At 37.8% G+C, this 24,393-nt stretch carries 17 protein-coding genes and 1 pseudogene; 12 read left to right on the forward strand and 6 right to left on the reverse strand.

The annotated features are described in order from the left end of the window. Positions 1-17 precede the first annotated feature (17 nt). Together LF887_RS19385 and katG are read right to left on the reverse strand one after the other, a co-directional pair. Positions 18-224, reverse strand: a complete 207-nt coding sequence (locus LF887_RS19385; RefSeq protein WP_236855890.1) for a hypothetical protein — start codon at positions 222-224, stop codon at positions 18-20. 412 nt (positions 225-636) lie between these two features. Next, positions 637-2,910: a catalase/peroxidase HPI gene (katG, locus tag LF887_RS19390; protein WP_262912486.1), complete on the reverse strand. Its 2,274-nt coding sequence runs from the start codon at positions 2,908-2,910 to the stop codon at positions 637-639. 647 nt (positions 2,911-3,557) lie between these two features. Here katG and LF887_RS19395 point away from each other — a divergent pair. The 5 genes from LF887_RS19395 to LF887_RS19415 all read left to right on the forward strand — a co-directional run bounded on the left by LF887_RS19395 (position 3,558) and on the right by LF887_RS19415 (position 11,206). Beyond that, positions 3,558-4,025, forward strand: a complete 468-nt coding sequence (locus LF887_RS19395) for a heme-binding domain-containing protein (protein WP_236855893.1) — start codon at positions 3,558-3,560, stop codon at positions 4,023-4,025. A gap of 4 nt (positions 4,026-4,029) precedes the next feature. After that, positions 4,030-4,440, forward strand: a complete 411-nt coding sequence (locus LF887_RS19400; protein WP_236855896.1) for a thiol-disulfide oxidoreductase DCC family protein — start codon at positions 4,030-4,032, stop codon at positions 4,438-4,440. A gap of 403 nt (positions 4,441-4,843) precedes the next feature. After that, positions 4,844-6,856: a glycosyl hydrolase family 95 catalytic domain-containing protein gene (locus tag LF887_RS19405; RefSeq protein ID WP_236855897.1), complete on the forward strand. Its 2,013-nt coding sequence runs from the start codon at positions 4,844-4,846 to the stop codon at positions 6,854-6,856. Positions 6,857-6,886: 30 nt separating this feature from the next. Beyond that, a complete protein-coding gene (locus LF887_RS19410) occupies positions 6,887-9,655 on the forward strand; it encodes a SusC/RagA family TonB-linked outer membrane protein (RefSeq protein WP_236855898.1) in 2,769 nt (922 codons plus the stop codon). A 33-nt stretch (positions 9,656-9,688) separates the two neighbouring features. After that, entirely contained in the window at positions 9,689-11,206 is a 1,518-nt protein-coding gene (locus LF887_RS19415) for a RagB/SusD family nutrient uptake outer membrane protein (RefSeq protein ID WP_236855899.1), read from the forward strand. Between the two features lie 63 nt (positions 11,207-11,269). Here the strand turns inward: LF887_RS19415 and LF887_RS19420 are convergent, their stop codons facing one another. Then, positions 11,270-12,709, reverse strand: a complete 1,440-nt coding sequence (locus tag LF887_RS19420) for an alpha-amylase (protein WP_236855900.1) — start codon at positions 12,707-12,709, stop codon at positions 11,270-11,272. 186 nt (positions 12,710-12,895) lie between these two features. Between LF887_RS19420 and LF887_RS19425 the strand changes: the two genes are divergently transcribed. Both LF887_RS19425 and murA read left to right on the forward strand, forming a co-directional pair. Next, positions 12,896-13,573 (forward strand): DUF4290 domain-containing protein, encoded by a 678-nt coding sequence (locus tag LF887_RS19425; RefSeq protein ID WP_236855901.1) that lies wholly within the window; start codon positions 12,896-12,898, stop codon positions 13,571-13,573. Continuing rightward, positions 13,573-14,880, forward strand: coding sequence for a UDP-N-acetylglucosamine 1-carboxyvinyltransferase (murA, locus tag LF887_RS19430; protein WP_236855902.1), 1,308 nt, complete (start codon positions 13,573-13,575; stop codon positions 14,878-14,880). The genes LF887_RS19425 and murA overlap by 1 nt, the downstream gene beginning before the upstream one ends. 154 nt (positions 14,881-15,034) lie before the next feature. Here the strand turns inward: murA and LF887_RS19435 are convergent, their stop codons facing one another. Then, positions 15,035-15,346, reverse strand: a complete 312-nt coding sequence (locus LF887_RS19435; protein ID WP_236855903.1) for a cysteine methyltransferase — start codon at positions 15,344-15,346, stop codon at positions 15,035-15,037. A gap of 152 nt (positions 15,347-15,498) precedes the next feature. Next, on the reverse strand, positions 15,499-16,167 hold the full coding sequence (locus LF887_RS19440; RefSeq protein ID WP_236855904.1) for a YiiX/YebB-like N1pC/P60 family cysteine hydrolase: 669 nt from the start codon (positions 16,165-16,167) through the stop codon (positions 15,499-15,501). A 101-nt stretch (positions 16,168-16,268) separates the two neighbouring features. Here LF887_RS19440 and LF887_RS19445 point away from each other — a divergent pair, with 101 nt between their 5' ends. Together LF887_RS19445 and LF887_RS19450 are read left to right on the forward strand one after the other, a co-directional pair. Then, a complete protein-coding gene (locus tag LF887_RS19445) occupies positions 16,269-16,973 on the forward strand; it encodes a response regulator transcription factor (protein ID WP_236855905.1) in 705 nt (234 codons plus the stop codon). A gap of 27 nt (positions 16,974-17,000) precedes the next feature. Continuing rightward, positions 17,001-18,362 (forward strand): ATP-binding protein, encoded by a 1,362-nt coding sequence (locus LF887_RS19450; protein WP_236855906.1) that lies wholly within the window; start codon positions 17,001-17,003, stop codon positions 18,360-18,362. 120 nt (positions 18,363-18,482) lie between these two features. On the opposite strand, the gene LF887_RS19455 is transcribed toward LF887_RS19450, so the two are convergent. Further along, positions 18,483-19,328 carry an EamA family transporter gene (locus LF887_RS19455; protein WP_236855907.1) on the reverse strand — a complete coding sequence of 282 codons (846 nt, stop codon included), beginning with the start codon at positions 19,326-19,328 and terminating at the stop codon, positions 18,483-18,485. A gap of 331 nt (positions 19,329-19,659) precedes the next feature. On the opposite strand from LF887_RS19455, the gene LF887_RS19460 reads away from it, so the two are divergent. The 3 genes and pseudogenes from LF887_RS19460 (at position 19,660) to LF887_RS19470 (ending at position 24,333) form a co-directional block, all read left to right on the forward strand. Further along, positions 19,660-20,358 carry an MgtC/SapB family protein gene (locus LF887_RS19460; protein WP_236855908.1) on the forward strand — a complete coding sequence of 233 codons (699 nt, stop codon included), beginning with the start codon at positions 19,660-19,662 and terminating at the stop codon, positions 20,356-20,358. A 40-nt stretch (positions 20,359-20,398) separates the two neighbouring features. Further along, a pseudogene (gene mgtA / locus LF887_RS19465) lies at positions 20,399-23,053 on the forward strand (magnesium-translocating P-type ATPase); the annotation flags it as partial. A 176-nt stretch (positions 23,054-23,229) separates the two neighbouring features. Next, the gene (locus LF887_RS19470) at positions 23,230-24,333 is read left to right on the forward strand and encodes an efflux RND transporter periplasmic adaptor subunit (RefSeq protein WP_236855910.1); all 1,104 of its coding nucleotides are present in this window, start codon (positions 23,230-23,232) and stop codon (positions 24,331-24,333) included. Positions 24,334-24,393: the final 60 nt, after the last annotated feature.

The following is a 24,393-nucleotide window of genomic DNA, read 5'->3' on the forward strand; positions in this document are numbered from 1 at the left end:
TTATTTCGGATCAGGAATCAGGTGCAAAAGTTGGGGTCTAAGCAATTACTTTCAAAATAATCATACATTATGTTTCTTACAGTTGCTTCCCAATCTATCACAATGAAGTTAGGAAGACCAAAAGGAATATCATTTTCGTATAATTCCTGTACAAAATATTCATCACTTCCGTATTCGCCGTAATAAAAATTGTTTACATACTCATTCAGACTTTGGAAATCCATTTTCCCGAGATTATCCAAACACGCTTCGTAAACCTCTGGTCATGACTTGAATCGATTTGTTCTATTATTTCGTAAATCTCTTTAGATATGTGACATTCGCTCAACAATCCCACTTTTTCGAGAAAAGGACATTCATAATCCTGAAACATAAATTCAGGGTCTTATTCGTCTTTGTGAACTTTATACATTGCGGTGAGCAGTGAGCCATAGTCGGAATAATCCGAAAGATTTAGCCATTTTCCAAATAATGAGCTGTTATTGTATTTAGCAAAAACGGGAAGTCTTCACTTCAGTATAAAGGTGCATATTGAATTTTTAGGATCAGGATGTATAATTTAAACAAATTTTCATAAAAAAAGGATGCTTATGAGCACCCTTTTTTATGTAATTAAATGAAATTGATACTTGCTATTTATATTAGATCAAACCTATCCAGATTCATCACCTTCGTCCATGCAGCCACAAAATCATTTACAAACTTACCTTGTGCATCAGCACTTCCGTAAACCTCTGCTACTGCTCTCAATTCAGAATTGGATCCGAAAACAAGATCGGCACGGGTGGCTGTCCATTTTGGCTGACCAGTTGAGCGGTCACTTCCCATATAAAGTTCTTTATCTTCGGACATTGCTTTCCACTGAGTTCCCATATCTAAAAGATTGACGAAGAAGTCGTTGGTAAAAGCTCCCGGACGGCTGGTAAATACCCCGTGTTTTGAACCGTCAAAATTGGTATCTAAAACGCGCATCCCTCCTACTAATACACTCAATTCAGGAGCAGTAAGCGTTAACAACTGAGCTTTATCAATTAATAGAGACTCTGTAGGTACTGTGAATTTTCTTTTCAGATAATTACGGAATCCATCAGCTGCTGGTTCCAGATAGCCCATAGATTCAACATCCGTTTGTTCCTGAGAAGCATCCATTCTTCCTGGTGCGAAAGGAACTTTCACTTCATGTCCTGCATTTCTTGCGGCGGCTTCCACAGCTGCACTCCCTGCCAGAACAATCAGATCAGCTAAAGATATTTTCTTACCTCCATTTTGAGAATTGAATTCATTTTGAATTCCTTCCAATACACCCAATACTTTCTGTAACTGTGCAGGGTTATTCACTTCCCAGTTTCTTTGAGGTTCCAGTCTTATTCTGGCTCCATTCGCACCACCTCTTTTATCACTTCCTCTAAATGTAGAAGCAGAGGCCCAGGCTGTAGATACCAGCTCAGAAATACTTAACCCTGAATTTAAGATTTTTGATTTAAGTGTTTCTACATCATTTGTATCAACCAATTCGTGATTCACTTCCGGAATCGGATCCTGCCAGATCAATTCTTCCTGTGGTACATCCGGTCCTAAGTAACGGGCACGCGGTCCCATATCTCTGTGGGTAAGTTTAAACCATGCTCTGGCAAAAGCATCTGCAAAGGCTTCAGGATTTTCGTAAAAATGTCTTGAAATTTTTTCGTAAACAGGATCCAGTCTCAAAGAAAGGTCTGTTGTAAGCATTGTTGCCTTATGTTTTTTAGAAGAATCGAATGCATCAGGAATGATTTCTGCACCATCTTTTGCTACCCATTGATGAGCTCCGGCAGGGCTTTTCGTTAATTCCCACTCGTTTTCAAATAAGTTTTTAAAGAAATAATTACTCCATTGAGTTGGCGTTTCTGTCCAGGTTACTTCAAGACCACTGGAAATAGCATCTTTTCCGCTTCCGGACCTATAGGTGCTTGCCCATCCTAATCCCTGCTGTTCAATTCCTGCTCCTTCGGGTTCTTTTCCTACATGATCTGCAGGTCCTGCCCCATGGGTTTTCCCAAAAGTATGCCCTCCGGCAATCAAAGCAACTGTTTCTTCATCATTCATCGCCATGCGTCCGAAAGTATCACGAATATCTTTAGCGGCAGCAATCGGATCAGGATTTCCGTCCGGTCCCTCAGGATTTACATAAATAAGCCCCATTTGTACTGCTGCCAGTGGGTTTTCAAGATTTCTGGAATGGATATCTCCATCCGCATTATCATCTGTAGGAAGTACAGCGTGATGTTCTACAACCCCTTCAGAACCGTGTGCATAGCGAACATCTCCTCCTAACCATGTTTTTTCTGAACCCCAATATACATCCATATCCGGCTCCCATACATCAGCACGTCCTCCTGCAAACCCAAATGTTTTGAAGCCCATAGATTCAAGAGCTATATTTCCTGTAAGGATCAAAAGGTCTGCCCATGATATATTTCTTCCATATTTTTGCTTAATTGGCCAAAGTAACCTCCTTGCTTTATCAAGACTTACATTATCCGGCCAGCTGTTTAAAGGTGCAAAACGCTGCTGTCCCGCTCCAGCTCCTCCTCTTCCGTCTCCTACACGATAAGTTCCGGCACTGTGCCATGCCATACGTATAAATAAAGGTCCGTAATGTCCAAAATCAGCCGGCCACCAGTCCTGCGAATCCGTCATCAATGCGTGAAGGTCTTTTTTCACCGCCTCAAGATCCAGGCTTTCAAATGCCTTTGTATAATCGAAGTCCTGGTCCATGGGATCAGACAGTGATGAATGCTGGCGCAGAAGATCCACCCTAAGCCTATCAGGCCACCAATCAGAATTCTGGGTTCCCCCACCAGCTACATTTTTCTTCATTGTTCCATTGTGAAACGGGCATTTACTGATGTCATTCAAATCTTTTTCCATTGTCGTTTATTTTATTATTGATTAATACAGTTTAAAGTAATTTTCTGTTGTAAGAACATGGCAAACTTACAACGTCTATTTAATAAATACAATCTATTAATAATTATTTCAGCGATAGTTAAAAACTATAAATAAATATTTCTAACAGCATTTAAGGTCAGACAAAATTGTGGTATTAAGTTAGGAATTTTTTAAATTAACTTAAATAAAAACAGCAACATATCACTCAATTTAGAATCACTCAACGTAAGAATTATGAAGAAAGATAGAGGAAAGCCGGAAGAGATAAGTTGTTTATCATAAACTCAGCTAAATTTTCAATATAAGCAAAGTTATGGTACAGAGTTATTTTAAAAAGCAGTATTTCTTAAAAGTTAAAAGCTCTCTACTTGCCGCCATTATACGAATTATTTTAATCTGTTTATTCTTAAACTTCCGCAAATTATATTGTTTTCAATTTACAATTTGGAATCCTTTCTATTCTATCAAAGATTTTGTTTAAAGATAACAAACAGCAGCAGAAATTCATCTATTCATCAAGATTATTCCCATAGGGTCATGCTGTAATTTACAGGCACTTTTAACTTCCATTTATATTAAAAAATAAATTAACTACCTTTATGTCACAGAACATGAATTCCCTTCTTATGAAAAAAATAATTGTCGTCCTTCTTGTAGCATTCATCATGATCCAGTTTTTTCCTATTGATAAAACCAATCCCCCTCCTACCCCTGGCATGGATTTTTTGAAGATTAAAAACAGCCCCGAAAAAATAGTCAAAATCATGAGGACTTCGTGCTATGATTGTCATTCCAATGAAACCAAATATCCATGGTATTCAAGTATATCACCTGTTTCCTGGTTCTTAAAAAATCACATTAATGAGGGGCGAAAGCACCTTAATTTCTCTACCTTTGCAGTATATGAGCCGAAAAGGCAGCTTCATAAGATTGAAGAATGCATTGAAATGGTTGAGAAAAAAGAAATGCCGCTTGAGTCTTATTACGTAGGGCATCAGGATGCTAAATTGACGGATGAACAGCGTGCAGACCTTGTTCAATATTTTAAAAGAGTAAAGGAAGATACCGAAAGAGGGATCATGTTTAATAAATAATATCATGGAGAACTGGCAGGATAAACATATCGTATTTTTTGACGGAGATTGCGGAGTCTGTAATTTCTGGGTTCAATGGATATTGGAAAGAGATAAGAAAGACAAATTCATGTTTGCCTCACTACAATCCGACTTTGGCCAACAGTTTTTAGGTGACAGAGGGTTGGAAACAAAAGTATTCAATACTTTATATCTTTGGAAACCTAAGCAATATTATCATATAAAATCAAGAGCAGTATTAGAAATCGCCAATGTATTGGGCGGAATATACAAGCTTTCTGTTATCGGAAAAATACTACCGAAATCTTTAAGTGACAAAATGTATGATATTGTTTCCAGAAATAGGATGAAGCTAGCCAATCAAAAATGTTATTTACCGGATCAGCATCAGAAGAAAAAGTTTATCCAGATCTAGATGCATTATAAAGTTCTGGCAAGATAGTTACCTTTTCGGGTGAAGAATAATTCTATAACAAAAAAAATAGTTAATAAAATATCATTAGCCAATTTTATTTTATTTGTAAAATTATTTTTCATTTTAAATTTCTTAGCATCTGTTTATGCACAATCAGGGATTATTATTAGAAAATAATTCAAAACGCACCTACTGTTAAAGTTATTTTTAATGACGGTACCTGTCATATTTATATTTCTATAAATATGGAATACTGATAAATTCATTACATTGAAAATAATAGTATGTATGTAAAATATAATTCATAAAACACAAATAAATAAACAGAGATCAATTATTTTAAAACATACTTGATTTTTTAGTAGGATAGAAGATATATTTGATGTTAAAGTTTTTAACACAAATGAGTTTTATTAAAAAATTATCCCTCCCATTTTTAATAGGTACTGTCTTATATTCAGGACAGGTAAAAAAATCCGACGAATGGAATCTTCTTGCAACTTCAAGAGAAAATTATAATGGAGTCGCTATGGCCAACGGACAATTCGGTATTGTTACTAATGACACCCCATTAGTAACAAAGGAAATTATCCTGAATGGAGTCTATGAATCTTCTCCCGAAAACGGGATCAGCCGGATTGTAAAAGGAATAGAATTCTTAAATCTTAGAATTAAAATTAATAATAAGGAAATTAGCGGAAATAATATTTCCGGATGGAGCCAGACTATTTCTATGAAAGAAGGTATTTCCACCACCTCATTTTCATTTAAAGATCTTGCAAATATAAATTATAGCCTCTTAACTAACAGGGCTAATCCTTATTCAGCAATGACTATCGTGGAAATTATTCCTCTAAAGGACATCGAGGTATCTGCATTTAATTATATGAGTATCCCTGATGAACTTAAAGATGTCAAAAAAAATTACAGAGTATTAAAAGACAACGAATTCCTTATGCCGGTTTTTGGTACTGTGGCTAAGACCATGAATGGAAAATACAGAGTGGCAGCCTCCACCACATTCTTATTTGACGGTCCTAAAGAAGATCTGAAATATATCAATGAGGAACTGGGTTTTACTACGAAGCTCAAAAAAGATAAGAAATACAAGTTTGCTGTTGCGGGCGGAATATGTACTTCGAAAGATGTAACTGATCCCGTGAACGAATCCGAAAGACAGCCCATATTTGCTTTGCAGGAGGGAATAGGCTCTATGCTTGACAGACATAAAAAAGCCTGGGCAGCCCTATGGAATGCAGGAGACATTGAAATAGAAGGCGACCTTGATGCACAGCAAAGAATAAGATTTGCACTATATAACTTATACTCTTCTATAAGATCAGGTTCAAGACTCAGTATTCCTCCAATGGGTCTTTCTTCACAGGGATATAACGGGCATATTTTCTGGGATACTGAATTATGGATGTACCCTGTTCTACTTGCCATGCAGCCTGAAATGGCACAATCATGTTTGGACTACAGAACCGACAGACTTGAAAAGGCAAAACAGAAAGCATATATCTATGGCTATAAAGGGGCAATGTACCCTTGGGAATCCGATGACACAGGAGAAGAGGCCACACCGACCTGGGCACTGACCGGTATCTTTGAGCAACATATCACTTCTGATATCCCTATTGCTTTCTGGAACTATTACACAGTGACACAGGACAAAAACTGGCTGAAAGAAAATTATAATGTGATGAAAGAAACAGCAGATTTTTGGGTGAGCAGGGTTACTAAAAATAATAATGGTTCTTTCTCTATTAAAAATGTAGTAGGTGCAGATGAGTATGCACAACATATTGATGATAATGCTTTTACTAATGGTTCTGCAATAGAAACCTTAAAAAACACGATAAAAGCCGGACATATTCTGGGTGAAAAAGTAAATCCTGCATGGCAGGAAGTTGCTGAAAAATTGCTGATCCATACAGAAAACGGGATTACTCAAAACTATAAAGGTTACAAGGGACAGCCGATAAAACAGGCTGATGTTAACCTGCTGGCCTATCCCCTGCATATTATCACAGATAAAAAACAGATAAAAAACGATCTGGAATATTATGCTGATAAGATGGATAAAAATGACGGACCCGCCATGGGCCCGGGAATATTATCCGTTCTGTATGCCAGAATGAATGAGCCCGAGAAAGCCTATGATTATTTCCTAAAATCCTATATCCCGAACTCAAGACCGCCTTTTGGTGTTTTCTCCGAATCCGCCAAAAGCAACAACCCCTATTTTGTAACCGGAGCAGGAGCAATGCTTCAGGCCGTCATCTATGGCTTTGGCGGAGTGGAAATTACAGATCAGGGAATAAAATATAATAAAGGTGTTCTGCCTAAAAAATGGAAATCTTTAAAAATAAAAGGAATTGGAACCGATGAAAAAACAATAGAGATAAGAAACTAAAATAAATCTGAAATTTAAAATACACAAATTATGAAAAAGATGAAATTGCCTCTGGCATTAGCTGCCCTTTGGGTAAGCGATATTGCCTTTGCTCAAACAACTGAGGAAAAGGAAAACAGGATCGAAGAAGTAGTGGTCATAGGCTATGGTTCAAAAAAAATAAAAGATGTAACGGGAGCTGTTACCAATCTTAAAGCTTCTGAATCCAATATCGGCGGTGCTACAGCCAATATCGACCAGATGATAGGCGGAAGAGTCGCCGGAGTGCAATTCAAACAGACTTCCGAACAGCCAGGTGGTGGCAGCCAAACAATCATCAGAGGCAGAAATTCTATTTTTGGTACCACTGATCCTCTCTATATTATTGATGGAATTCCCTTATCCGAAGAAAGTACCGTAGCAAACGGTTCCTCACTCAACGGCGTAGCTTCTTTTTCAGCTCCCGCAAAAAATCCTCTAAATTCTATCAATCCAAATGATATTGAAAGTATCGCTGTTTTAAAAGACGCTTCTGCTACTGCCATTTATGGTTCAAGAGGGGCTAACGGTGTAGTCATCATTACTACAAAAAAAGGAAAATCGGGAAAAGCAAAAATAACCTATGACACGTATTACAGCTGGCAAAGTGTTGTAAAAAACTACGAGGTAATGAACTCTCAGGAATATCTGAACTTCTGGACCAAGATGGGTAAAACATTGAATTCTGTAGACACAGGGATCAATACCGACTGGCAAAAGCAGATCCAGAGAACAGGGGTGATCAGCAGCCATGCTCTAAGTATGTCCGGAGGGAATGAAAACATTAAATATTTTGCTTCGCTAGGTTATTTTGATCAGGAAGGAGTTCTTAAGAATTCAGGAATTGAAAGGTATACCGGAAGATTGAACCTCAGCTATACCAAAAATAAGTTAGCTATCAATACCAATATTTTCACTAGCTTCATCAAAGATAAAAACCCTGCAATACAAGGGGATACCAGAAATTCCTTAGTTTCTTCTGCTATTACTTTCGCTCCTTATCTTTCTGCAGATCATCCTTATGCATCAGATCCGTCTTCTGATTTTAATGTAAACCCGCTCCTTTTTTTAAATATTAAAGACCGCACAAAATCAGATAAACTGAATGCAAGTACTGATATTTCCTATGAAATCCTTGATGGTCTGAAACCGCAGCTGAAATTAGGATATGAAACCCAAAACTCTGTCAACAATTTCTTTCTGCCTAATTCTGCTCCCGCAAGCGGTATGTCAAGTATAGGGGTACATGGAGGAATTGCCTCCAATTCAAATTCAAGAAATAATAATTATCTGGCAGAAGCCCTCCTGAACTATAACAAAACGTTTGGAAAACATCAAATCATTGGGCTGGCAGGATATTCCATTCAAAAATTTGAAAATGAATTAACGATTGCTTATGGAGAAAAATTTCCGACAGATATTTTAGACGGAAATTATAATCTTCAATCCGCATCAATACTCAGATCATTTTCAAACAGAATTCCAAGCACCCTTATTTCAGGATTTGGAAGGATAGACTATACCTATGATGGGAAGTATTCTGTTACCGCTTCAATACGCAGAGACGGTTCCTCCAAATTTTCCAGTGGAAACAAATGGGGTTGGTTTCCGGGAGTATCTGCAGCATGGAGAATTTCTGAAGAAGAGTTTTTAAAAGATAACAAAACCCTTAACGAACTTAAATTGAGAGCAGGATATGGTAAAACAGGAAACCAGGGATTCAATAATTATCTTTCTATGAACACTTATCTTATAGAGAGAAACGGAATTCTTGGCCAGCAACTCATAAGCGGGGCCACACTGTCCAATTATACAGGAAATAAAGATTTCAAATGGGAAACTACCAGCCAGCTTAATATTGGAGTCGATTTCGAAGCTTTCAACAGAGTTCTGTCAGGAAGTATTGATGCCTTTAGTAAAAAGACAAAAGATCTGGTAATTCCTATTTCATTACCTTTTGAAGGAGGGGTTGATCATCAGTGGATCAATGCAGCTGATACCAAAACAACTGGTATAGAAGTTTCATTAAATGCAAGAATAATCCGTAAGAAAAATTTTTCATGGAATGCCAATGCCAACTTCTCTTCCATAAAAACCAGTGTAGATAAAATATATGGCGGGACTGCTGCAAGGTCAGCTATGGAATTATTAGGTTTTCGGGAAGGGGAAAGAGCCAATGCCTATTTGGCTCCAGACTTTTTAGGGCTCAATCCTGACGGAAGCATGAATCTTTCTAAAGATCTACGTTACCAGGGAACTCCGGATCCGAAATTTACAGCCGGATTAGGTAATAATTTTAAATATAAGAATTTTGGGCTGGATGTATTTTTTACAGCCTCTGTAGGTCAAAAGTTATTTAATTATGCTGCTGCTCAATATGGAGTTGCCAAACCGGAGCAGCCCTATAACCTTTTAAAGGAAGCTCAATATTTCACAGCTGCAAACGGAACTCCGGCTTCCAGATCAGGCAGTAATTACTGGGCATATAACTCCCGTTTTATAGAGGACGCCTCATTTGTCAGATTACAAAATATTACGCTGTCATATGATTTACCCGCCAGTGAGTACTTTGGAGATTTCATCTCTTCATTCAGAATTTATTTTCAGGCACAAAATCTATGGACCTGGACCCAATACTCAGGACTTAACCCGGAATCTTCCAATGGAAGCTATCTGGAAAGATCCGAAGGTATTCCCACCCCTATGTTGCCAGGGAAAATAGATCTCGGAGGTTATCCTTCTGCAAGAACATATTCTCTGGGAGTTAATGTAAGCTTCTAATTTCTTTAATTAATGATTAAAATAGAACCTATAATGAAAAATAAATTTATAAAAACTTATTGGCTGGGGCTTATTCTTTTCTCCGGTGGAAATCTACTCAATTCATGTTCCGACAGTATGCTTGAAGAAAATGTTTATACCGGAACTTCTCAGAATAATCTTATAGCTCAGGGCGAAACCGGCTGCAAAATTCTCGTAGACGGCATTTACAAATATGTACAGTATTTTAGTTATTCACGGGGGAATAACTGGCAGCTGGCTCCCGAGGCGGGAACAGATGAGTTTACTTTAAACTGGGGATTTGCCATTACAGAATGGGGCGGAATGCAAAATTTTCTCAACCTGAATTCCGGCCATTATCAACCCATGGAAATGTACCGCGAAACCTACAAACTGATTGCACAATCTAACCAGGTACTTATATCATTTGGCAGCAAAGAGAATGATCCTGCCTATTCTGCTATGGTCGCAGAAGCCAGATTCTGGAGAGCATACGCTTATTATAAATTACAAAATGTCTTTGGAGCTGTTCCTTTGATCACCGGTGGTGAAAATCTCTCTAGCGGCATTGAAAGAACTTCAGCAGTCACTATAAGATCTTTCGTAGAATCTGAAATGAAAAATATTGAAAATACACTTCCCTCCACTCCATCCAATTACGGCAGACCAACAAAGTGGGCGGTAAAAGCTTTTTTAGCAAGATTTTATTTAAATAACAAAGACTGGACAAAGGCCAGCCAGTATGCAAAAGACGTTATTGATAATTCCGGATCAAGCCTCCAGGCCAGATATCAGGATGTATTTAAAATCGATGCAAACTCTGAGATTATTTTGGCAGTCAATCAAATTAACCAGTCTGATAAAGGGAATAAATATGTGGCGCTTTCTTTGGAAAGCGAGCTGCGCAATGCCCTTAATATTCAGGGAGTATCTGCCTCCAACGGATATGGAATGTCCAATTATTTCTACAGTACTTTTGCATCTGATGATCAACGGATAGCACCATTTGACAAAAATACCAAACAGGGAATTGCTATTGCAGGAGTACAGTATAAAGCAGACGGAACCCCTGTATATGGAACCCCTGCAGCCCCTGAAACCGTTCAAAAACATCTTAACCGCGTCATTACATTCAAGTTCCCTTTACAGGAAAACATTGCAAAAGGAGAAGACAGTGATGCCGACTTTCCGCTGATGCGTCTTGGTGAAATTTATCTTACGTATGCAGAAGCCCAGTTTCAGATGGGAAATACAGCCGCTGCTTTACAGTATATCAATCCCATCAGGACCAGAGCCGGATTACTGCCTCTTACCGTTTTGACATTAGATGATATTCTGAATGAAAGAGGATGGGAAACCTATCATGAAGGATACCGCAGAGAAGATCTTCTGAGGTTTGGGAAATTACTTGAAAAAGTAGAATTGAAATATACATACGACTTTCCGGCATCTCCTTATCCTCACTCAGGAAATATTAACAGAGAACTCTTTCCTATTCCGGCGGATGCTATTTCTTTAAATCCAAAGCTTACCCAAAATCCAGGATATTAGAATCATCTATAGTATCATTTCAAAGGATAAATTCATAAAAAAGAGAGCAAAATGCTCTCTTTTTTATTGGTTTAAGGACCAGATGGAATAAGAATTTGGCGGACATTGAATCTTCACCCACTTATCGCCCTGTGTTGTAGGATACCAGCTTGAAGCACCGGTAAAATCTTTAATCTGCTGATTGCTCCAATTAGTTTCTACCCAGCGTTCCTGCCAGCTTGATGAAGTATTAATGTAAACTACAAGCCCGGGATTTCCGTTATATCCATTACGTCTTGCAATATATTCATCATTGTCCGTGTATAGAATGGAAGTGGTACCGGTAGCTTTATTGTTATGAATCCAGATAAGGTTATTTAATTTGTCTTTGTTCAGCCACTCCTCATAATCTCTGTAAAAAATAGTAGGATAGCCTTCATGGGTCAAGATATAAGCGTAGGCCGGCATTTTATTGTAGATAATATCGGTATCATGATTGGCAACAAATGTTACAGCTTTGTAAGGGTTTCTTTTCCACATCATATCATCATTCAAAACATTTAGATTTCCATTATCAAAGGCTTCATCCATCTTATAGTAAGCGGCAAAATCAAATACGGAACTGTTGGCGTTATTAGCCCACCACTCCAGCGTATTTACATTGGAATCCCATAATTCACCCACAGAAAACCCACCTACTTTAGAATTCCAGGTATTCACAACCCAGGGACCAAACCCTTTGACGTAGTCAAACCTCCAACCATCAAATTTCATTACATTTTTATAGTATTTTGCAACAGAATCATCTCTTCCCCAAAGCCAGTCCTGTACATGAGGATTGGCATGGCACATATCCGGAAAACCTCCAAAAGAACCTTCATCATTGTTTCCGTAAGCATTTTTATAAAAGTCATTATAATTTCTCTGGAATTTTCCGGAGGCTATTCCTGAAAAATTGGTCCAGGTATTGGTTCCTGTATATGGATTGGCTTCAGACTGTCCTCCACTGTTATGATTGATCACAATATCCGCATATACCTGCATATTTTCAGCATGCGCTTTTGTAATCAAGGCTTCCAGTTCAGCTCTTGATCCAAAGCGGGTTTCAATACTTCCATTTTGGTTAAAATTTCCAAAATCATAATAATCTGTGGGATCATACCCCATGGAATAGGCTCCGTTCTGCGCTTTGGAAGCCGGGGGAAGCCATACAGAACCAATTCCGGCATTGGACCATGCGGTCAGTTTATCTTTCACTGTATTCCACCAGTTCCCTCCATCCGGAACATCCCAATAAAACCCCTGCATCAAAACACTACCGCCCGGGCCGGCAACAAATTTTCCCTGTACAGATCCTGATCCGGCTCCAGTACTGAAAGGCCGCCCATCATGATTCGTAACATTTACAATTTTATTGTGAACTTCTTCCTGCGGGGAACGTTCTGTAATTAATTCATCGCTGCTTTGGCAGGAGTTAGTAACAGCAAAAGCCAGCAGATAAAGGAAAAGATAGGATTTTTTCATGGCAAAAACAATTATTAATATTACAAACAAGTTACAACTTTATTAAAAACAAATTCAATTAATAGGGATATATTTTATTTTTTAATAATAAATCAAGGGGAAATTTATTGGGTCTTTTCATTAAAAAATCATAAATTTTTAATATTCTCGAAGCAATTTTTCTTTTAATCCATATATTTGCATACTATGGAATACAATACCCAAAAAACTCAGCTTCATATGCCCGAATACGGCAGAATTATACAACAGTTGGTTGAGCGCTGTAAAGAACTCACTTCCAAAGAAGAAAGGAATGAGATGGCTATGGCAATCATCGATTTTATGGGTCAGAGAAACCCACAACTTCGCGACGAAGAAAATTATAAACATAAACTTTGGGATCATCTTTTTATTCTGGCAGAATATGATCTTGATGTAGAGTCACCTTACCCGTTTCCTACAAGAGAGCAGCTGGCAGAAAAACCTAAAAGAATGGAATACCCTAAACTTCAGGGTGATTTTAAATTTTACGGAAAAAGTATCCTTCAATTGATAGAAAAAGCAATCGAGCTGGAACAGGGCGATGAAAAAGAAGCCCTTATCGAAGTGATTGCCAACAATATGAAGAAATCCTATAATGTATATAATAAAGAACACGTAACAGATGATGTAATTTTCCGTCATTTGAAAGAACTGTCTGAAAACAGGTTGGATCTTACAGGAATAGAGTCTCTTGAAAAAAGTAAAATCTATTACACCAGCAACAATAACCGAAACAACAGCGGTAATAGTAACAACCGAAATAACAATAACAATAACAATAACAATAACAAAAACCAACCTAATAAAAGAAGGCATAATAACAATCATAAAAACAGAAAATAATGAGTGGAACATTTCAAATAAGAGGAGGAAAAAGACTGCAGGGCGAAATAACTCCACAAGGAGCCAAAAATGAGGCTCTACAAATTTTATGTGCGGTGCTTTTAACCGATGAAGAGGTAAGAATTAAAAACATTCCGGACATTCATGATGTCAACAGACTGATTGAAATCCTGGGTGATTTTGGTGTAAAAGTTATTAAAAACGGTCAGGGAGATTATACTTTCAAGGCTGATCAGGTCAACTTCGACTATATAAAGTCTGATGAATTCAAAAAAGACGGAGCAAAGCTGCGTGGTTCCATTATGCTAATGGGTCCGATGCTTGCACGTTATGGAGAAGCTTATATGCCAACTCCGGGAGGTGACAAAATCGGAAGAAGAAGATTGGATACCCATTTTCAGGGACTTGTTGAACTGGGTGCAGAGTTCAATTATGATGAAGAGGAATATTTCTATTCTTTAAAAGCTACAGAACTTAAAGGGAAATTTATCCTTTTAGAGGAAGCTTCTGTAACGGGTACAGCCAATATTGTGATGGCTGCGGCATTAGCAAAAGGAAAAACAAGAATCTACAACGCCGCCTGTGAGCCTTATCTACAGCAATTATGCAAAATGCTGAACAGAATGGGAGCCAATATTTCAGGGATCGGATCTAACCTTCTTACCATTGAAGGAGTAGATTACCTTAGAGGAACGGAACATACTATGCTTCCGGATATGGTAGAAATCGGATCATGGATCGGTCTGGCCGCTATGACAAAATCTGAAATCACCATCAAAAATGTAAACTGGAACCAATTGGGAGTTATTCCAAATACATTCAGAAAATTAGGAATTCAGCTTGAGCAAAGCGGTGATGACATTTACATTCCTGCTCAGGAACATTATAAAATTCAGAAATTCATTGACGGATCTATTCTTACTATTTCTGATGCACCATGGCCGGGATTCACTCCGGATTTGCTGTCTATTATTTTAGTAGTGGCTACTCAAGCAAAAGGAAGTATTCTGGTTCATCAGAAAATGTTTGAATCCAGGTTATTTTTTGTGGATAAATTAATTGATATGGGAGCTCAGATCATTTTATGTGACCCGCACAGAGCTACCGTAATCGGATTAAACCAAGAAGCTCCGTTAAGAGGAACAACAATGGTTTCCCCGGATATCAGAGCCGGAAACGCTCTTCTGATTGCGGCACTTTCTGCAGAAGGGAAATCTATTATCCACAATATCGAGCAAATCGACAGAGGATACGAAAATATCGATGGAAGACTGAAAGCAATTGGTGCTGATATCGAAAGAATTTAAAAATTATTTTATTACTATAAAGCGTTCAGAGTGATCCGGACGCTTTTTTTATTGTGGTTGTATAGTCTGTGGGAGAAACATCAATCCCCTAAAATAAAAAAGCGCCTGGTAAAATACCAGACACTTCGAGTAATTAAAACTATATGAATCTTCCCTAAGAATACTTCCGGCAGAGATACTCCACCGTCGTACTCAAAAGTTTATTTTTAGTCAGATAGAACTCAAGGTTCTGATAATCTTCTGAACTGACATTGATATATAACTGTACTGTACCAAAACTGTATCCGTTTACATACTCCACATTTGCTGACAACACTCTATGACAGATGCCCAATTGATTGTAGATAGTATTCATTAAATGCTCAAACTTCATTTTGCCATTCAATTCTATTTCCAGGATCAATTCTTTTTTTGGCAGGCTTACTTTATTTTGCAAAACCTGCAGGCTTGTATTAGGTGTAATCATTGCTAAACATTTTTGGTTAAACACTTCTGATCATATTGCTGTTTGCATTAAATCTGTGACAAAAATATAAAAAAATATTAGTCCACCAAATTAGTGGACTAATATTTTTTAAACTTTAACAAAAAAAGAAGCCTTATCAGCTTCTCTTTGATTTAAAATTCCTGTATTCTTTCCAGTTTATCTGAACCTGCCAGCCCATTTGGATTGCAGCCGGGCTCGCCTTCAGGTACTTTTAAACCTTTCTTTGTATAAAATTCTTCCCAAAAGGTATTGGTTTTCCCTGTTTTAGGATCAATGAAGGTCATAGGTTCCAGTTTGAAAATATGTTCTTCCCGGAATGCTCTTTCTATAAAGTCTGAGCAGTAATATGAGCTTTCATCAAGAATATAATTGAAATTATATGGCTTACCGAGCATTGAGTTTGCTCTTTCAACAGCTGTTGGAATAGCTTTTTGGTATTCAGGTTTCAAACGATAAACGACTACTTTCTGCCCATCCTCTTCCTGATCTTTAATAAAATCTTTTAAAGACTGCTTTTGGGAACCTCCTTTTGGTGCGGCATGCAGTACAAATATTGTATGTCCTTCTTTTTGCAAAATACCAATATGATCGAAGGAAGCAGTTTTCTGTTTTTGAGTTACATTATTGATCGCTCCGGAAAGCCCTGTCTCTTTTGCAGTTACAAAAAGTAAATCTCCATTTTTAAGAGACATTGTTTGATAAGCGCTGCAATTGATCATCAAAGTAAATAAGAAGAATAAAAACCCTTTAACAGCTACTTTCTTCCTTTTTTTATTTGAAAATATTTTAAATTCTAACATCTGATTATTATTTCAGATCCAAAATTACAAAATAGAATTCATTACATTTGTGTAACATATTGAGCGATTCTTCACATCAACCTAAACATTCCTACATTTTTATGCCACATATTTTATTAGTTGAAGACGACGACAGGCTTTCTAAACTTATCACAAAAGGGCTTCAGGAATCTGAATTTGAAGTAACTGCAGCCTATGATGGAATGACAGGTCTGAAACTGGCTCTGCAGACAAATTTTGATCTGGTAGTGACAGATATTGTACTTCCTAAAAAAAGCGGTCTCGAGTTCTGTAATGAAATAAAAGCATTAAAACCCAATCTTCCGGTGGTAATGCTTACCGCACTTGGAACTACGGACGACAAACTGGAAGGATTTGATGCCGGAGCTGATGATTATATGACCAAACCTTTTGAAATGCGTGAGCTGACAGCAAGAATCAAAGTTCTGCTGAAGCGTTTTTCACAACAGAGACAGCAAAAAGTCTTCGTCCTCAAATATGAAGGCATTGAAATGAATTTGGAACAAAAAACGGTTAGCAGAGACCATACTCCTATTAAGCTAACCCCAAAAGAATTCAACCTCCTGAAGTTTATGATGGAAAATTCTGAAAGGGTTCTTTCCAGGAATGAGATTGCTGAAAAAGTATGGGAAACGCATTTTGACACGGGAACCAACTTCATAGATGTTTATATCAATTATCTTCGGAAAAAAATTGATAAAGATTTTGACAGCAAGCTTATTCATACCAAAGCAGGCATGGGATTTATCCTTAAGAAAGACTACGAAACAGGCATTATACAGTAATCACCAAGGCGAACTAAAAACATACAGATGAAAATAAGAACCAGGCTCACACTGCTTTTTACTTTAATTACCGCAATGCTTTTAGGCGTTTACAGTTTTTCAATCTATTATTCATCAAAAGAGGCCAGAGAAAAATCATTTTACAGCGAGCTGCAAAATGAGGCTATAGCAAAAGCAGATTTGTTTTTCCAAAGTTCACTGCCTGAACAGGAAATGCATAAACTTTACAAAAACAACAACAGAACCCTTAATGAAGTTCAGGTTGCCATTTATGACTCCGGTCATCAGCTGATCTACCACGATGATGTAAAAGTAGATTATGTAAAAGAAACTCCGGAAATGCTTTCCCGGATATTTCAGCAAAAAAGAATAAGCTTCTTTTTGGATCAGCTACAGGTGGTAGGAATGATTTACCATCATTCTGGAAAATCCTATGCTGTAACAGCTGCTGCATATGACAAGTACGGTTACGACTATCTCTCTCATCTACTTACCATCAGCATCATATCTTTCATCAGTATTCTGATTCTTATTTATCTGGCGGGAATTTTTCTTTCTAAAAAAGCATTAAGTCCATTAAGTGAGATGGTCAATCAGATTAAAAGAATTACTGCGGGAAAACTACAGCTGCGCCTCAAAACAACAGGAGAAAAAGATGAGCTTAATGAGCTTGCCCAAAATTTCAATGGCATGCTGGAGCGTCTGGAAAACTCTTTTGACTCTCAAAAACATTTTGTATCCAATATCTCACACGAACTACGGACGCCATTATCTGCCATTATTACAGAGCTGGAACTGGCTTCTGAAAAAGATCTTCCCAAAGACCAATATCAGCAAACAATCCGCTATGCCTTGGATGACGCCCGCAATATGGTCAAACTCTCCAATAGCTTGATGGATCTTGCCAAGGCGAGTTATGACCCTAATGAGATCAGCTTCTCGGAAGTACGTCTGGACGAGATTCTTTTGGAATCTTACACCAAAATTATCAAAGAAAATACCGGATACAAGGTCTCTTTACATATTGAAGACCATGTAGAGGAGCATCAGCTGATCATTCAGGGAAACGAATATCTTCTTCAGGTTGCTTTCAATAATCTTATTGATAATGCCTGCAAATATTCACCGGAACATATGTGTTCAATAAATGTTACAGTAAATACAAAAAAGCTTTACATCAGTTTCTCCAATACAGGAGTTTCTATTTCACAGGAAGACCTGCAACACATCTTTGAACCTTTCTACAGAAGCGAGACTTCCAAAAGAGAAAAGGGCCATGGAATTGGGCTTTTTCTAACACAGAAAATTATTCATCTGCATGATACAGCAATCACTGTAGTATCAGACGATAATACTACTGTTTTTACAGTAATATTTGATATTGCATGATATAGAATACAGTAAAACTTTAAACCTTTAAGAAAAGCCTTAGCTTTTAAAGTGGCTTAGAGAATAGGCAAGCTGAGATTCGATTGTATTTAAAATCTTTATAGGTGATTTTTTTCTACACTACCCCTTCGAAGTTCTACTGAAAACAGTAGTCCCTATACTGGCAGCAATTACGCACATAATGGAAATCCATTGTAAAAAAGATAAGTCCTCTGAAAGAAATATCAAGCCCGAAAAAGCCGCAAATGCCGGCTCCAGACTCATCAGAATACTGAAGGTTTTCGCAGGAAGCCTTTTCAAAGCCATAATTTCCAAAGAAAAAGGTAGGGCACTTGATAAAATAGCCACTCCCAGACCTTTTATAAAAATAGCAGGTGTAAGATTGAAAACCGCACCATCCCATATGGTAAAAGGAATAATCACCAGACTTGCAAACAGCATTCCTGTAGTAACGGCATCTTTTCCATCCATTATTTTAGCAACTTTCCCACCCATTACAATATAAACAGCCCAAAACATTCCTGCCAAAAAAGCAAGACCAAGCCCCAATAAATCTATATGATCACTTTTCCAGGGAACGATAAGCAATATTCCTACACAGGCCAGTAAAGCCCATATAACATCCAATAACTTCCGGGACAGCGCCAAAGCAAGAAACAAAGGTCCGGCAAACTCTACTGTTACTGCCAGCCCTAAGGGTATACGCTGGATAGCCATATAGAAAATAAGATTCATCGCAGCCAGCCCAACGCCGTACATGGCACAGTATTTCCATTTCTGTTTATTAAACTGCAGAAATTTTGGCCGGTTAATTAAGGTTAACAGCACTGCAGAAAGCACGATTCTTAAACTAACCGTTCCAATCGCCCCTATGGCAGGGAAAAGTTGCTTTGCAATAGAGGCCCCACCTTGTACACATATAATTGCTAAAAGTGTTGCGGGTATGGCTATGTTTAACTTCTTCATTGGTAAAATTTATCATTCATAAAGCAACCTAAAACCCCAAAATTGAGAATATAGAAAAGATTGTCTTCAAATTTATCAATTTTATATCTTAAAAAAACAATTATTTCTGAGCCCACTCTTGAAATTTCTCACGGCTTTAAAACCTTTCTTTCTCTAATCATATTCTAATTATATTCTAAAGCTTTTCTAACAGCTTCCCAATAGGACTAACAATACCTTTGCAGTAGACAAAAACCACTATGGATACCGATTCATCACATCATCGAAACAATTAAGTATTCAACAGTATACCTTTCTGTATACCAGCTGAATGCTATAAAACAGAAAGGTTATGACCACACTAGAATTTACACTCCGTCTTTTTACAGCATTTGCCCTTGGTGCAAGTATTGGCCTTGAACGACAATGGCGCCAAAAAAGCGCAGGTCTTCGTACCAATACTCTGGTATGTCTGGGCTCTGCAGCATTTGTTCTTCTTTCTATCAGGATCGGGGGTGATGCCACGGGAAGAATAGCCTCCTATATTGTAAGTGGTATTGGCTTTTTGGGAGGGGGCGTTATTATGAAAGACGGACTTACTGTCCGCGGCCTCAATACTGCAGCTACCATCTGGTGTTCAGCATCCGTAGGAGCCCTCAGCGCGATGGGATTCCCTCTTGAAGCAGCCATTACCAGCGGATTTATCATCCTCACCCATATCATTCTGCGTCCTTTGGGTACCAGACTCGGAAATACCTTCAGCAACAGAAACCATTATACCGAATATTTGATCAGTATTAAATGTAAAAGTGAGGTAGAAAACCACGTTCGGGTTCAGCTGATGCAATCTCTAAGCGGGAATGATAAAATATTATTAAAATCCCTCACCAGCGATGATAATGGTGTTCCTGAAAATGCCATCATTACAGCCGAAGTTCATGCCTCCACTCCTCAGGACAGTTTTATGGAAAAAACCGCCAGCAGACTAACAATCGAAGATAAAGTGATCAAGGTTAGCTGGGAAATTATAGGGACAGAAAACGATTTATAACATTTGAAACAACAACTGAAGCGATGCTAAAAAATCTTCCAACAAAAATCTCAATTCAGCAGCTCTAGTAAAATTGAAAGAAGCTGCATCTGAGAATGAAAAAATGGTGTATGCCATGCTCGAAACTTCAGAAGAAGGCCTTAGTGAGAATACCGTAAAAGACCGTTTGAAAATTTATGGTAAGAATGAAATTGCCACTCAGAAAGCACCTTCATGGCTAAAACAGTTTGCCCATTCTTTCTTTAATCCGTTCAATTATATCCTGGCCTGTATTGCTGTAATCTCATTATTCATTGATGTGATCCTTGTACCTGCCGGAGAAAAAGATCTCAGCACGAGTATTATCATTTCAATAATGCTTCTGTTCAGTACTACATTGCGTTTCATTCAGGAATTCAGAAGTAACAAAGCAGCCGAGGCGTTAAAGAAAATGGTAAAAACCAGCTGTCTTACCAAAAGAAAATTCAAAGAAAGCGAAGAAATAGAAATTACAGAAATTGTCCCGGGTGACATTGTAATACTTTCTGCAGGAGACATGGTTCCCGCTGATTGCCGGATCTTAAAAAGCAAAGACCTCTTCATCAGTGAATCTATTCTCACAGGAGAAGCTCTTCCTGTAGAAAAAAATGCTTTTCCCATCCACGATGCCAAGAACAGAAATCCACTTACTCTTCAAAATATATGCTTCATGGGTACTAATGTGGTAAGTGGATCAGCAACTGTGGTGGTTACCAATACCAGTATTTTCACTTATTTCGGAAGTATCAGCAGAAGTCTTGCTTCCAAAAGACCCGAAACAGCTTTTGATATTGGGGTAAATAAAGTAAGTTTTTTACTCATTCGGTTTATGCTGGTGATGACTCCAGTTATTTTCCTTATTAACGGATTGGTAAAAGGAGACTGGGTGCAGGCTTTATTATTTGCTATTGCCGTAGCTGTAGGACTTACTCCTGAGATGCTTCCGATGATTGTTACTGCCAATCTGGCAAAAGGAGCCGTTAACATGAGCAAGAAAAAAGTGATTGTTAAACGCTTGAATGCTATTCAGAATATCGGAGCAATGGATGTTTTATGTACTGATAAAACAGGTACACTTACTCTTGATAAAATTGTATTGGAAACCCACCTCAACGTGAGAGGGATTGAGGATGATGAAGTCTTGAAATGGGCATACCTCAACAGCTTCCATCAAACCGGACTTAAAAATCTACTGGATCAGGCTGTACTGGATCATGCCGAAGTTCATAATCTCTTGAAAGCTGATGAACTCTATCTAAAAGTAGATGAGATTCCTTTTGATTTTGAAAGAAGAAGAATGTCTGTTATTCTAAATACCTCCAGGGGAAAACATCTGATGATTTGCAAAGGTGCGGTAGAAGAAATGCTTTCTTTATGCCACTATGCTTTAGATCCCGGGGAAGATCATAGTCTGCATATTGAGAATGATAATAGTGTTCCATTGAATGATCTTATGAAAGAGCAGATTATCAAAATGTCTGAAAAGCTTAATTCTGAAGGATTAAGGGTATTATTGGTTGCAATCCGGGAATTTGATGGAGGCCATCCGCTGAATTATTCCGTTGCAGACGAAAATCACCTTACTCTTACTGGTTTTATAGGATTTCTTGATCCTGCTAAACCTTCGGCTGAGCCCAGCATTAAAGCATTACATAAACTGGGTATAGAAGTAAAAGTAGTCACAGGTGACAATGATATTGTTGCTAAAAAGATATGTCATGACGTAGGAATTCCCATTAATACTATTATGCTTGGTGACGAATTGGAAAATATGACGGATGACGAACTCAGCAGAGACATGGACCTCTATTCTGTTTTTGCAAAAGTAAGCCCGTTACAAAAACAACGTATTGTAAAGATATTACGATCAAAAGGCCATACTGTAGGATTCATGGGAGACGGAATCAATGATGCTGCAGCTATTAAAGAAGCAGATGTAGGAATTTCTGTAGATACCGGCGCAGACATAGCCAAAGAAAGTGCAGATATCATCTTGCTTGAAAAAGATTTAATGGTGTTGCGAAGCGGTGTCATCTATGGAAGAAGAACTTTCGGAAATATCATCAAATATATAAAAATGACTGCCAGCAGTAATTTTGGAAATATGTTCAGTATGATTGGAGCCAGTGCCTTGCTTCCGTTTCTACCCATGCTTCCGTTGCAGATCCTGACCCAGAATTTACTATATGATATCTCACAATCTTCTATCCCCTGGGATACGATGGATAAGGATTTTTTGGAGAAACCAAAAAAATGGGATGCCAGCAGCATCAAAAAGTTCATGCTGTATATAGGTCCTTTGAGCTCTATTTTTGATTATGTGACTTTTGCGGTAATGTTCTTTATTTTTAAAGCCAACACTCCGGAACAGCAAAGCTTATTTCAGACAGGCTGGTTTGTGGAAGGTTTGCTTTCCCAGACGCTGATTGTACATATTATCAGAACGAAAAAAATTCCGTTTATCCAAAGCTGGGCTGCCACTCCTGTAGTTGCTTTAACCAGTTTAATCATGCTGATCGGAATTCTCATTCCTTTTACTCCATTAGCGGTATATCTGAAAATGCAGCCACTGCCTTTGAGTTATTTTCCATACCTGGCCGTCATTCTCACAGGGTATTGTATTCTTACTCAATTCGTAAAACAGTGGTTTATTAAAAAATTCGGACAATGGCTGTAATATAAATAATTTCATCCTTTCTGATGAATTCCTAAAGACTTAAGAACGAATCAGAAGGGATGTAAAACACTGTACAGCAGCAAAAAACAAACACTTCAGGTGTTTTCAAAAAATCTCACCTGACATTGAAATAAAATAAGAAATTAGAATTAAATTAGTGGTTATAAACATTTTATATGAGAAAAACAGTATTAACGATAGTACTTTTGACATTTGTTACCTCTTGTAAAAGTCCCAAAAGTGAAACCTCACAAGATCAGGATCTTCTGGTGAAAGGAGATAACGTCATCATTCCGGAAAACAATCCTGTTTTCAAAAAAATTAAAACTGAAATAGTTACCGAACAGGAACACAGTGATGGTGTAATTTCAGCAGGAACTATTCAGGCAATACCCAATCATTATGCAGAAATCGCCAGTCCGTTTTCCGGAAGAATTACAAAATCCTTTATCCGGCTTGGACAAAATGTTTCAGCAAACAGTCCTCTTTTTGAGATCCTTTCTTCAGATTATTTTTCGGTTCAGAAAGATTATACTGATGCCTTAAATGATGTACAGCTTGCGGAGAAAAATTACAAACGCCAGCAGGATCTTGTAAAACACGGGGTAGGAATTCAGAAAGAATTGGATGAAGCAGAAACAGATTTTAAAAATAAAAAAACTTCACTCTCTAATGCTTCTTCGGCCCTAAAAGTTTACAACAGTAAAGGAGGAGGCATCGGAAGCCCGCTGATTGTGAGAGCTCCCATAAACGGTGAAATTATTTCTAACAAAATTGTAAATGGCCAATATCTAAAAAATGATTCCGACCCTGTCATTATCATTGCAGAGCTTTCTAAAGTATGGATTTCCGGAGATGTGAAAGAAAAAGACATCCGCTTTGTGAATATTGGAGATCATGTTTCAGTAAAAGTAAGTGCCTACCCTGATCGTAATATTAGCGGAAAAGTTTATCACATCAATGAAATTGTCGACGAAAACACCCGAAGCATAAAGGTACTTATCGAATGTGACAATCCGGACAGAAGATTAAAACCCGGAATGTATGCCACCGTCAACTTCTCTACAACTCCTGAAAAAACAATTATGATCCCTGTTACCGCTTTAATGCAGAATGACAGTTCTCAATATGTGTGGATAAAAACAGGTAAAAATCAATTTGCTAAACGTTCAGTCACCACAGGAGAAACAGATCAGAAAACAACAAAAGTTCTCTCAGGATTAAAAACCGGAGATACCATTATGACTGAAGGTGGAATTTATATGTTGGATGCAAAATAATGTAGAATGTACAATGAAAAAGGCATAGAGTATCTGATGTAAAAAGATATTTCACTTTAT

It is taken from the genome of Chryseobacterium sp. MEBOG06 (assembly GCF_021869765.1).
Taxonomy (GTDB): domain Bacteria; phylum Bacteroidota; class Bacteroidia; order Flavobacteriales; family Weeksellaceae; genus Chryseobacterium.